The 14059-nt window shown below is 26.2% G+C and carries 9 protein-coding genes; 8 read left to right on the forward strand and 1 reads right to left on the reverse strand.

Annotated elements, in window-relative coordinates:
* On the forward strand, positions 1-1424 hold a 1424-nt coding region (locus B5E92_RS08695; protein ID WP_204245252.1), incomplete at its 5' end, for a GBS Bsp-like repeat-containing protein.
* Positions 1425-2085: 661 nt separating this feature from the next.
* Here B5E92_RS08695 and B5E92_RS08700 read toward each other — a convergent pair.
* Positions 2086-2409 carry a phosphatase PAP2 family protein gene (locus tag B5E92_RS08700; protein ID WP_239406434.1) on the reverse strand — a complete coding sequence of 108 codons (324 nt, stop codon included), beginning with the start codon at positions 2407-2409 and terminating at the stop codon, positions 2086-2088.
* Positions 2410-2702: 293 nt separating this feature from the next.
* Here B5E92_RS08700 and B5E92_RS08705 point away from each other — a divergent pair, with 293 nt between their 5' ends.
* The 7 genes from B5E92_RS08705 (at position 2703) to B5E92_RS08735 (ending at position 13946) form a co-directional block, all read left to right on the forward strand.
* Positions 2703-4067, forward strand: a complete 1365-nt coding sequence (locus B5E92_RS08705) for an exopolysaccharide biosynthesis polyprenyl glycosylphosphotransferase (RefSeq protein ID WP_087301329.1) — start codon at positions 2703-2705, stop codon at positions 4065-4067.
* Between the two features lie 16 nt (positions 4068-4083).
* Positions 4084-6825: a glycosyltransferase gene (locus B5E92_RS08710; protein WP_087301331.1), complete on the forward strand. Its 2742-nt coding sequence runs from the start codon at positions 4084-4086 to the stop codon at positions 6823-6825.
* Between the two features lie 118 nt (positions 6826-6943).
* Entirely contained in the window at positions 6944-8059 is a 1116-nt protein-coding gene (locus B5E92_RS08715; protein ID WP_204245253.1) for an ABC transporter ATP-binding protein, read from the forward strand.
* 14 nt (positions 8060-8073) lie between these two features.
* Positions 8074-8847: an ABC transporter permease gene (locus tag B5E92_RS08720; protein WP_087301333.1), complete on the forward strand. Its 774-nt coding sequence runs from the start codon at positions 8074-8076 to the stop codon at positions 8845-8847.
* A gap of 20 nt (positions 8848-8867) precedes the next feature.
* On the forward strand, positions 8868-11051 hold the full coding sequence (locus B5E92_RS08725; RefSeq protein WP_087301335.1) for a glycosyltransferase: 2184 nt from the start codon (positions 8868-8870) through the stop codon (positions 11049-11051).
* A 17-nt stretch (positions 11052-11068) separates the two neighbouring features.
* Positions 11069-11938: a glycosyltransferase family 2 protein gene (locus B5E92_RS08730; RefSeq protein ID WP_087301337.1), complete on the forward strand. Its 870-nt coding sequence runs from the start codon at positions 11069-11071 to the stop codon at positions 11936-11938.
* A gap of 64 nt (positions 11939-12002) precedes the next feature.
* On the forward strand, positions 12003-13946 hold the full coding sequence (locus tag B5E92_RS08735; RefSeq protein WP_087301339.1) for a DUF2142 domain-containing protein: 1944 nt from the start codon (positions 12003-12005) through the stop codon (positions 13944-13946).
* The last annotated feature ends 113 nt before the right edge of the window (positions 13947-14059 follow it).

Genomic DNA, 14059 nt, shown 5'->3' on the forward strand with positions numbered 1-14059 from the left:
CAGTGACATATCGTGTCAATACAAAAGACCATAACGGAGAAAGCGGAGTATACAATACGCATATCTACGCATATACAAAAAGCGGAAAAAAATATGGAGTACAGGCACCACAGACAACAATAGTAAATGATAAACCTGAAATTTCCGATGTTGAAATAGAAGTTATAGATACTGATTCTTATAAAGTAACATGTTATGTAAATGATTTTAGTGATATTAGTAAAGTTCAATTTCCAACTTGGACAGAAAAAAATGGGCAAGATGATTTAGTTTGGCATGAAGGAACTGTAGAAGGGAATACAGCTTCTGTTATTATAAATCGCGAAAACCACAATTTTGAATATAGTAAATATAATACGCATATTTATGCTTATGATGATGAGGGATTAGCAAATGTTTATACAACAACTATTAATTTAGAAGAACCAGATCTTTCAGAAGTAGGAATAATTTTGAAAGATGTAAAGATTACGGATGCTAATGACGATGGCTATACAGTAAATGTTACAGTTTTGAGTAATTCTGAAATAACAAAAGTAGAGTTTCCGACTTGGACATATAAGAATGATCAAGATGATTTGATACGTGAAACAGGTCAAAAAAATGGAAATGTTTATTCATATAGGGTAAATAGAAGTGATCATAATTACGAATTTGGAGCATATATAACGCATATATACGCATATACTGCTGATGGTCAAGTAAAGGGAATACCATTACCAATTCATAATATTGTTAATACAACAGTGAGACAGGGATGGGCTTATATAAATGGTCAAAAATATTTCTTTGATAATGCAGGAAATATTGCTGGAAATATGCCAGCTAAAAAGATTATAGATGTTAGTTCTTATAATGGAAATATTGATTGGGATACAGTAAAACAATATGGAGATATTGATGGTGCTATTTTAAGAATTACAGCACATCCAAATGGATATTATATTGAAGATACACAATTTGCACGGAACTTAGCAGAATGTCGTAGATTAAATATTCCGTTTGGTGTATATATCTATGATTATGCAAATAATACTAATGATGCAGTATATGAAGCAAATTTTGTTATTAATATATTAAGAAAATATAATGTATCTCCTAGTGAATTAAGTTACCCAGTATATTACGATTTAGAAAGAACACAAATATCTAAAGAACAAAATATAGCTAATATGAATGCTTTTATTTCTACAATGAACGCTAGTGGATATACTGCTCATGTGTACAGCTATCGTGCAATGTTAAATGATACATTAAATGATCCAAGGATTTTGGCAAATGTTTCATGGATGGCGGCATATACAAATACAATTGGATGGAGTAATCCATATTATAAAGGAAATTTTGGATGGCAATACACAAGCTCAGGTTCTATACCAGGAATTAGTGGAAATGTCGATATTAGTTGTTGGTATGTAATTTAAAAATCATTTATACATTTTTTAATAAAATTGATTGTTAAAAATATTTAAAATAAATATTTTAATAGAAAAGGCCAATGTTCTATATCGAGAGTGGAGAATTAAGGAATAGCTAAAGCATAGCGATAGTTATTCCTTTTTTACGTTTTTTAAACTTAAACTCATATTTACATCATCTTAAGTGCAGCAATATTCTTTTCTTAAATTATCAAAATATCTAAAATTAAAGCTGATTTTTAATAGCTTTGCTATATTGATTATGTTTTCTATGTATTTGTTATTAAAGCCTATTTTTATATTATATCTGTCCTTTTATCAATTATCCATTTAAATTATAGAGAAAAATTAAATTATATTATTTTTTTGTTTATTATAGTGAAGAATTTTCCTTTATTTATATTGTTTCATTAAATCTAGTAGACCAATGTATTTTATAGTTGATTTTTTGTTAATTAATTTGTTTTTATATTTTGTTTCTATGCTTAAAATGATACTATTAATTATTTAATATCGTTTTACTAAAGAACTTGTTTGAAAATTATTATAATTGTTAATGTTTGTACATAAAGGTATTTCTATAAGTATTGCATAAAAAAAGCGAGGAAATCCTCACTAGTTTTTTTATTGATTAAAATTTAATATATATATATATTAATTATTATAGTCAGATCATATTTATTACAAAAGCAATTATAATACTAGCAGCAACATCAGTAATGTAATGAACACCAGATAATAATCTAACGATAGTAATTGTTCCGGCTAATGTTGAAAGCAGAAGCCCCATATTAGGACCGTAATGTAATACAGCTAAAGCAATGGAAACAGATAATGCAACATGGATGCTTGGAAAAGAGCGTCCTTTTTTTCTGCTACCATCAATTGGGATTAAATCATATTTTTCTGAAGGACGTTTCCTATCAATAATAATTCTTAATATGACAGTAACAATAAGAACAGCTATCGGTTCTGAGGTTAATACTAACATATTTCCGGATTTATTAAGAAAAATTTTTAGTAAAAATAATGAATAGAATATTGCTACTATATAAGGACAGAATTTTGATGCAAAATGAACACATGATTTTATAAAAGAGTGTTTCCACATAAATTTATTTATACTAGTATAAAAGAATTTCATAAATACCTCCAATGAGATTTATATGTATATTATACAATATTTATTGATATAAACAATCTAAATGAGGGTTTAAACTGATAAAAGATAGAAATAATAAGTGTATTAAGGTATAATTAGGCTAGAATTGTCGAGGTGGAATAATGAATCGAAAATTAATGCCAATTATGTTATTTGTAATTGAAGTAGTAATGTACTATTTTATTTGTTTATATTTTGCAATGGACATAGAGCTGATTGTAGGATCAGGTATTTTATATTTTTTATTTATGTTTATATATGGACATTATTCTTTAAAAACATGTTTGATATGGAATGAAATAAGACAACTAGCTAAATCAAGTTTTTGTTTTTATATTGCTTTATTAGTATTAGTTCCTAGATCAACTGGTTATGAAAGAAGAATGCATTTAACTATTATGGTTATTTCTATGTTCTTTATCAGTTTATTGGCATCTAGATTTTTAAGAATAGCTTTTAGAGAACAGTTTGCAAGAAAAACATTAGTAATTGGGACAGGATATGAAGCTGCACGATTAGGTAAGATTTCCAATAATAACCGTTTTGCATTAACAGAAGTAAAAGGTTATGTTGATATTAATTATACTGATCAGTTATATGGTTTTAAACAGGAAAATCTAATAAAAAAGAGTCCTGTTTATGGTTATTGTGATATGGATAAAGCTATAGATGCTTTAAATATTGAACAAATTATTATTGCTATTCCTGAAGCTGATCAGCAGGTAATAGATAAAGTTATGAGTGATATTCATGGAAAAGTTGAATCTGTAAAATATTTACCTGACGTAAATGGGACAATGACTTTTTCATCTGAAGTTCAAGATTTTGACGGTCAATTATTAATTGCAACATCTAATGATAAGATGAGTGTGTTTGACCGTGCTTTTAAACGTATAATAGATATTATGGCAGGGTTAGCAGGAGTTATTACATTAATCCCTTTAACAATATTTATAAAATATAAATATGTAAAAAGTGGCGATCATGATAGTATCTTTTTTTCTCAAGAAAGAATAGGAAAAGATGGGAAATTAATAAAGATTTATAAATTTAGATCAATGGTTCCTAATGCAGAAGAAGTGCTTGAACGCTTAATGGAAGAAGATCCAGCGATAAAAGAGGAATATTTGACTAATAAAAAGCTAAAGCATGATCCTAGAATTACACCAGTAGGAGATTTTTTAAGAAAAACATCATTAGATGAATGGCCACAGTTTTATAATGTATTAAAAGGTGAGATGAGTTTTATTGGTCCAAGACCATATTTACCTCGAGAAAAGGAAGATATGGGGCAGTTTTATGATTCTATTATTAAACTAAAACCCGGAGTAACTGGTATGTGGCAAGCTAACGGGAGAAGTGATGTTGAGTTTAGTTATCGTTGTAAATTAGATGATTACTATTATCATAATTGGTCAATTTGGCTAGATTTTACAATTATGTATAAAACTGTTAAAAGTGTAATTTACGGAAAAGGATCGTTATAATAAGAGAGGTATAGTAATGATAAATGATAAATTAAGTATAGCAGAAGGTAAATTCATTAGAGTTGAAAATATAATCGAAAAAGAAGATAGTTGGCAATTTATAAAAAATGATCCGCAAATTTTTATTGGTTTTGAAAAGCCCATAAAAGGAGCAAGATTTACTTTTGAAATTGAAAAAGCTAATATAGATTTTTTGAATACAGTTATATATTTTAGAACAGAAAATAATAATTTTAGTGAGCAAAATAAAGTCTTTTTTCAGTTAAATACTAAACAGCGCACTAATCATGAAATATATTTTTTTGAAGATGTTTGTGAAATTAGATTAGATATACATGATGCAGATGAAATTATTAAAGTTAAAGATATTACAATTGAAGTTTTAGATGATCATGATAATGTTATGACATGCTTGAAAAAAAATATAAATATTAGTAATAATGAAGAAAAAATAGTTTTGCTGAGTCATGATTTGTCAGGAACTGGAGCGCCTATATTAGCATATAATATAGCTAAAAGTTTGCAACAGTTAAATAAAGATGTTGTTGTTTTAGTTGGACAAAGTACTGTGAGCTTTTTACTAAAAAAATACAGAGAAAGTAACATACCAGTAATTTTTCTAGACGATAATAGATACAATTATTCTAATGCACATGTTTGTTTAAATTATAATAGGATAAAAGAGTATACTGGAGATGAATATGTAAATATTATATTAGAAATGTTAAGAAACGAAGGTTTTTCTAATGTGATAACAAATACAGTAGTAGGTGGTAAGTTTGTTAAAAATCTCAAAAATTATAATTTTAAGATAATTTCCCTTATTCATGAAATGAAAACAACAATAGAATTATATGGTTTTTATAACTATGGAAAAGATATATCTATTTACTCTGACTATATAGTTTTTCCAGATGAGACAGTAAAAAATGATTTTGAAAATTTATATAAAAAGATCAATGGTAAATGCTTAATTAGACCGCAAGGAGTGTATTTAAATAAAAAAATTGAGGGTAATAAAAATAATTTTGATTTTTCTAATTATGGATTTAGTTTAGATGATTATATAATAATGAACTCAGGAACTTGTGAGCTTAGAAAAGGAATAGATTTATTTCTTGAAAGTGCAACTATATTGAAAAACATTTGTGATAGAAATATACATTACGTATGGACTGGTAATTTTGGGGGGAATAGAGAATTAGAGGGATGGATTAGAAATCAGATAAAAAAATCAAATTTGGAATCTAATTTTCATATCATTCCTTTTATTGAAAATCAAGATGAATATAAGACATTGTTGTCTAATGTCAATATTTTTTGGTCAACATCTAGAGAAGATCCATTTCCTTCAGTTGTTTTAGAAGCTCTAAATTATAATATTACAGTTATCGGATTTAAAAATGCTGGAGGAATAAATACGATGCTGGATAATAATAGAGGTTATTTAATTAGTGATTTTAACGTAGCCCAATTAGCATCGATATCAAAGCAAATAATAGAAGCAGATACTGATGAATTAGATTATAATAGTATAAATGATTTTTTAAATACTTTAAAATTTAAAGACTATATTGATTTTTTAAGTAATACATTTAATTATCAAGAAATAGTAAAACCAAGTTTAGATTTATTTAAATGGAAAAAAAGTAGTAAACTACATTATTATGAATTACAACTACCAAATAAAACTTATGAAGAAAAAGAAGCTCAATTGCAATATGTAATTAAAAACAATAAGAAAAGAAGAATAAAATATGCAAATGATATAGTTTTACTAGACACTGCTATCGGGTCAGATAATGTTGGAGATGAAATTATTATGTCATATTGTGAAAAAATATGTAAAGACATTTTCAAAAATTCTAACTTTTTGCATATTCCAACACATATTTATGATGATAAATCGGAAAATATCAGTAATAATTTTAAAATATTATGTGGGACAAATTTGATTTATAAGAAAATGGAAGAGTCAAGACAATTGTCAATTCCTAATAACTTAGAATCAATGAAAAATATTTGTTTACTAGGGGTAGGAATGCAACAAATTGGATTAGAAGAAGATATGAGTACTTACAGTAAACAATTGTTAAATTTTATTTTATCTTCAGATGTTATTCATTCAGTGAGAGATAATGAAACTAAGATACAATTAGAAAACATAGGAATTACTAATGTCTTAAATACAAGCTGTCCGACTATGTGGGCTTTGACACCAGAACATTGTAAAAAGATACCAGTGAAAAAAGCTGAGGCTGTTTTAACAACTGTGACTGATTATATGCAAGATAGTGAAATTGATGTTAAAATGCTGGAAATTTTAAAAAATAATTATTCAAAGGTATATATATGGGTTCAAGGTCAATATGATTATGAATATTTACAATCACTTACAGATTTAAAGGATTTTATAATTATTCCTCCTTCATTAGAGGAATTAGATAAAATTTTAAAAAATGAGGATATTGATTATATAGGAACAAGATTGCATGCTGGAATTCGAAGTTTAAATTTCTTAAAAAGAAGTTTAATTATTGCTGTAGACAATCGTGCAAGAGCTATACATAATGATACTAATTTACCAATAATGGAGAGATATGAAATAGAAGAAAATTTAGCTAATTGGATCAATTCTACGCATGAAACAAATATTAATTTACCAATGGATGCTATTAATAAATGGATAAATCAATTTAATCAAAAATCTTTGCATGATAGTAAATTTAAAAAGATTATTGCGAACTTTAAAATCTAGATAGTAGATTTTATGTTAAATATTTTTAGTGTTTTTCAAATATATACTGATATTGAATATAAATTATATCCATGATATTATACAATTGTTTGTAAAGTGGTGTAAAATAGGAGGAATTATGAAATCTGAAAATGCAATAGAAGTCAGAAATTTATATAAAAAATTTAAAGTACAATATGATAAACCAACTACATTAAAGGAAAGATTGGTTAGTTTATTTAAAAAGAATAATATTGAATATCACGAAGTATTGAAAAATATAAATATCGATATAAAAAAAGGTGAAACAGTTGCTTTAATTGGAACAAATGGTAGCGGGAAGTCAACATTATTAAAATTAATGACACAGATATTATATCCAGATAAAGGAACTTTAGAAACAAATGGTAAGCTTACATCATTATTAGAATTAGGAGCTGGTTTCCATCCTGATTTTACAGGACGTGAAAATATATATTTTAACGCTTCAATATTTGGTTTAAGCAAAAGAGAAATTGAAAAAAGGATAGATGATATAATAGAGTTTTCTGAACTTTCAGAATTTATAGATAATCCAGTTAGAACATATTCTTCTGGTATGTATATGAGATTAGCTTTTTCAATTGCAATAAATGTAGATGCTGATATATTATTGATAGATGAAATTTTAGCTGTTGGAGATCAGCATTTCCAGGAAAAATGTTTTGCAAAGTTAAAAGAATTACGAAATACTGATAGGACAATTGTAATAGTATCACATAGTTTAAACACTATAAAAGATTTGTGTACTAGAGCTATTTGGCTTTATAAAGGTGAATTTCGTTTAGATGGCGATCCTGCATATGTAATAAATGAATATTTAAAACAACAAAGAGAGGCTTACAAAAAAGGCGAAATTAAGCACGAAGATTTAGATATTCAAAGTAAATCTATAATTTTTATAGACAAGCCAAAAGGATTTGAAAGTATATCTGCAGAATCATTAAAAGTTGAAGGTTGGAAAGTTACTGATGTAAATGAAGTAACATTTGAATTATATTTAGATGGTAGGTTGATTGAAGATGTTGAGTATAGAGGACGAAATGATGTATATGAAGCCTATAGAAATGATTATCCTGATTTAAAAAATGATGATATTGGGTGGTATGCAGCTATCGATGATATAAGTTGTGGAGAACACCGAATTACTGCACTTTTAAAAGATGAAGACGGTATAGAAATTGCTAAGAAGGAGGTGAATTTCTCCAAAAAATAAATGGAGAAATTGAGATGAAATTATTTCATGATTTATACAATTATCGAGAGTTGTTAAAGTCTAATGTTAAAAAAGAAATACGAGGAAAATATAAGGGATCATTTTTAGGAATTTTATGGTCATTTATAAATCCATTGTTACAAACTATAGTTTATACTATTGTCTTTTCTATAATTATGAAAAGTACAATGGAAAATTATTTAATATATGTAGTTACAGGGATTATTCCATGGAACTTCTTTTTAACAACTATGGTTCAAGGAATGACAACTGTAAAAGCAAATGCTGGAATAATAAAAAAAGTATATTTTCCAAGAGAAATTTTACCAATTTCAGTAGTTTTAAGTGGGTTAGTAAATTTCTTTATTTCATGTATAATTATAATACTATTTTGTATTTTTTCAGGTGTAGGAATTTCATGGCATATAATTATTGTACCGTTTGTTGCGATACTCCAATTTTTGTTTACTCTAGGTTTGGTCTTTGCGTTAAGTGCAATTAATGTATATATTCAAGATACTGAATATATAGTGCAATTTATTTTGAATATGGCTTTTTACGCTACACCAATATTATATTTACCGTCAGTATTACCTTCATTGTTTCAACAGATTTTAAATTTAAATCCTATGACACATATTTTAGTAGCTTATAGGGATGCATTTATGTATCATACGTTACCTGGTTTGAAAACAATGGTTATTTTAACAATAATTTCAGTTTTGGTATGTTTTATAGGATATAAAATATTTAAAAAATTAGAAAAGAAATTTGCTGAGCAAATCTAAATTTGAGAGGAGAACAGTTTATGCGCTGTGATGTTATTATACCTATTTATAATGCATTAGATTATGTAAAAAAGTGTATTGATAGTGTTAGAAAGAATACTGATTTAAAAGAAAATAGATTAATATTAATAGATGATAAGAGTCCAGATACTAAAGTAAAAGAATATCTAAATCAATTAAAAGCAGAGATTAGTAGTGAAAATATAATTATACTTTATAATGAAGAAAACTTAGGCTTTGTTGGAACTGTTAATAAAGGAATGCAATATTCAAATAGCGATGTGTTACTTTTAAATAGCGATACTGAAGTTTCTGAAAATTGGTTAGAAAGAATGAAGAGATGTGCATATAGCGAAAAGAATGTTGCAACAGTAACAGCACTTTCAAATAATGCAACACTTGCATCAGTTCCTGTGGGATTGCAAGCAAATGAACTTCCTAAAAACATGTCGTTCGATACATATGCAAAAGTAGTTGCAGAAAATTCCATTAGAAGATATCCTCAATTGCCAACAGCTCATGGATTTTGCATGTATATAAGACGTGAAGCAATTGAAAATGTAGGTTGTTTTGATGCAGCAACTTTTGGTAAGGGATATGGTGAAGAGAATGATTTTTCTTATAGATGTATGGATTTTGGATATAAGCATTTATTATGCGATGATGTTATTGTATATCATAAAGAAAGTCAATCATTTACGGAATCAAAAAAAGATTTGATAGAAAATAATTTGAAAATTTTGCAAAAAAGATATCCATCATATGTAAGTAAAACTGATTTATGGCTTAAAAGATTTCCTATAAAAGATATTTGTCAAAATGTGACTTATTCTATAAACTTATATGAAAGAAAAAATATTCTTTTTATAGTACATGATTGGTCTAATATTGATGATAATGTTGGTGGAACAACATTACATTGTCTTGATTTAATTCAAGCACTAAGAACAGAATATAACGTTCATGTATTAGCACCGGAGGGCAACATATATAAAGTACATTCTTATTTTGAAAATGATGAGGAAATATTAAAATTTAATAGAATTCATAATAATGCAGGACTAACTAATTTGTATGATAAAGATTATGGTAAGTTAGTAGAAAAGATTATAGATGGTTTAAATATTGATATTATTCATATTCATCATATGATAGGGCATTATTTTGATATTGTAGATGTTGCTAAAGAAAAAAAATTAAAAATTATCTATACAATTCATGATTTTTATTGTTTATGTCCAAGTATAAATATGCTTTATAATATGGAAAAATGTTGTTTATATATAGATAATAAAAATTGTAAAGAATGTTTATATAATAAATTAGGAATAAATAATAATATTATTAATACTTGGCAAATGAGATGGAAAAAATTTTTACAAGATATGGATGTTGTGCTAACACCTTCTAAATCTACAAAAGAAATTATTGAAAATGTATATTCAGATGTTGACTGTTTAGCTATAGAACATGGTATAAATATAAGTAAAGTTAATAGCAATTTAAATTATGATGATAATATGAATATAGCTTTTGTTGGAGTAATGGCAAAACATAAAGGCGCTGAAGTTGTTCAAAACTTAATTAAAAATATTAAAGATGATAATATTACTTTTCATTTATTTGGAGATTCTGAATACCCTTCATTAAAAAAAGATACGAAAAATTACAAATATCATGGACGATATAAAAGAGAAAATTTACCAAAATTGTTGAAAGAAAATAATATACATCTTGTTTGTAATTTATCTATATGGCCTGAAACATATTCTTATACTTTAACTGAAACAATTTCCTGTGGTGTACCTGTTTTAAGTTATAATATTGGTGCGGTTGCTGAAAGAATTGAAAAAAATGGATTTGGATGGACTGTGCCACTTGATTATACAAATAAAGATTTGGAAAAGTATATAATAGATTTGAAGAATGATAAAATTGGATATAAGAAAGTAATTGATAATTTAAATGCTTATAAAATAAAAACAATTGATGATATGATTTTAGAATATAAGCATATATATGAAGTTAATAATATGCATAATAATAAGAAAATTGGTTATTTAATATCAGCACAAACTAATGAAGAAAATAATGCATATTCTGCCAATCTTGATGAAATATTAAATTCACGGAGATGGAAGCTTGTTTCAAGAATTCAGTTACCAGATCCAATAAAAAAAGTCGTTAGAAAAATTATAAAATAAATTGGAGGTTATTTTAAATGGGATATGCTGGTACAGTAGTTCTATATAATCCAAATAAAAGTGAAGTTTTAAAAAATATAAGTACTTATATTAAATATGTTGATAGACTATATCTTGTAGATAACTCGTTAAAAGATAATAGTAATTTATTTGAAAACATAGATTCAAAAATAGAATATATTTGGAATGGAGACAATTTAGGAATTGCAGCAGCGTTAAATATAGCTGCTAAAAAAGCAATTAATGATAACTATACTTGGTTACTAACAATGGATCAAGATAGTAGTTTTAAGGATGAAACACTATTATATTTAGAAAATTATATAGAAAAATACTTTGAAAAAAATCCTAAATTAGCGATAGTATCACCATTTCATGAAACAGTTTTAAGTGATGGGAATTATCCAGATCCCGAATCGGTTGATAAACCAATAATTGTTATGACTTCTGGAAATCTAATTAATTTAGATGCTTATACAAATATCAATGGTTTTAAAGAATGGTATTTTATTGATTGTGTTGATTTTGATTTTTGTTTAAACTTAATTCGTAGTGGATATGAAATTCATCAAGTAAATAAAGTTATTTTACATCATGAATTGGGTGATACTGTAAAGAAAAAATTATTTGGAAAAACATATTTTTGTGATAATCATAATTATATTAGACGTTACTATATTGTAAGAAATAGACATTATATATATGATGAGTACAATAAGGATTTTCCGGATTATTGTAGAGCTGAAATTAGATGTACTAGAGCAGAAGTTAAACGAATTTTATTATTTGAAAAAGGTAAGATAAAAAAACTTTGGTATATGTATAAAGGATATCGTGATTATAAGAAAAATCTAGTTGGAAGTGTTAATAAATTAAGAATAAAATAGCTGGTTATATAAATATTTGTATAATCACTATGTGTAAATTAATGTCAATGCATTGGAGGTAGAAATGAAACATAAAATATGTAATATTGTAAAGAATAAAAAAGCATTAATAATTTTTTCAATATTCGTAATTATAATAAGTTCTATTATAGCGTATGTATATGTATATCCAAAAGCAAATGGAGATGCATTATTTGATCAGAGTAGTATTTTGAAAGATCGTTGGATTTCGCTAGAAAAAGATAAAATAGTCAGTAATGAATATTCTTTTTCTAGTGATAATTCTAAATTATCTGCTATTGTTTTAGTGATACAAAATTTAGATAATCAACAAAACGGAATAGTCAAGGCAACTATTTATGATAAAAATCATTCTGTTTTAGCAACTGAAAAGATAACAATTTCACAAAATGAACAATCATTAGACTTTAAGGTTGAACTAAGTGAGAAAAAGAATGAAGAACAAGTAATAATAGAATTGGAAAATATTAGTGAAAATCAAAATATTAAAACACGAATAGCAGATAGCGAAGATATAAATAGTGTGAATTTAGCATATAGAATATATAGCACAATGCCAAGTTTTATTATATATTTTATGATTATACTATTAGCAATAGTAGACTTGATAGTAATTTTAGGATTTTATTTTATTTTCATAAAAAAGATTAGTATAGAAAGAATATTTTTAATAATTGCATTATTATGTGGGGTATGTTATACACTACTTTTTACACCAGGCACTATACCTGATGAATCGACACATATAAGAAATACATTAGGATATTCTTCAATTCTTTTATCTAAAGGAACGAATGAGGATATTGTAATTCGAGAATGTGAGCAATTCGTTGGAGATACGCAGCCTTCGGTAAAGACACTAAACACATATAGAAATATGTTATTAGAAAATCAAGATTCAAATAAGTACATAAAGACAGGAGAAATATTATCAAGTGATTTTAGTGTTATATCATATTTACCAGGTATACTTACAGTAACAATTTGTAGATTGTTATCTGTTGGTGGGATTTTAACAATTTATTTGGCAAGATTTAGTAATTTTGTTTTATATTTATTGTCTGCTTATTTTGCAATCAAAAAGATTCCAATTTGTAAAAATGCCTTATTTACTCTGTCTCTTTTGCCTATGGTGATTCATCAAACAATCTCATTATCATATGATACAATTATTTTATCTGCCGCATGGCTTGTAATAGGATATGGTTTTTATTTTGTTTATGGTGATACTGAAATAAAGAAAAAAGATATATGCATTTATATAATTGCATCTTGTATTTTAGTTACTCAAAAAACAGGTATATACTTTGTACTAAATTTAATACCACTACTTATCAATAAAAATAGAATAAAAGAAAGGAAAGAAAGGATAATTTTAAAATTAGTACTTACTTTTCCGTGGATTATAACAATGTTCGGGTTACCGATAATAACCAATAATAATCGCATCAAAAAATCTGTTTCTAATGCAAATGTCATTGCATGGGCCAATAAAGAGGGATATAGTATGTCATATTTTTTATCAAATAAACTTGAAGCTGTTATGCTCTTTTTAAGAACTATAGTAAAAAAATTTGATCACTATATCTTTACCACACTAGGTCAATATCTAGGTTCTTTAAATTTAATATTATCTAGAAAAATTTTTGTTGGCTGGTTGGTTACAATATTTGCAGCATGTTTTAAGAATTATGATGATAAAAAGGATATCTCTATGGTTCATAAAATATTATATATTCTTGCTTTTTTTGCAGTATGTGGTGCTACTATGCTAGCTATGGCGTTTGCGTTTACGCCTGTAGGTTGGCCTACAATTGAAGGGGTACAAGGTAGGTATTTTTTACCGGTATTAATACTCTTAATAGTTATAGTACGGAATAAAAAAATTATATTAAAAAGACAATGGAATGATTACTTTATTCTTTGGGTAATATTATTACAAGGGATTACTATTATAAATATAATGGGTCAGATTTTAATAGTATAATAAACAATTATTAATTACGTATACTTAATAGATTAAAGATATATTAAATTTTTTAAATAGCTGCTAGATATATAGGCATATAAAAGTATATCATTAAAACTTTGTAAGGAGGA

This window comes from Erysipelatoclostridium sp. An15, assembly GCF_002160675.1.
GTDB classification, from domain to species: domain Bacteria; phylum Bacillota_I; class Bacilli_A; order Erysipelotrichales; family Coprobacillaceae; genus Thomasclavelia; species Thomasclavelia merdavium.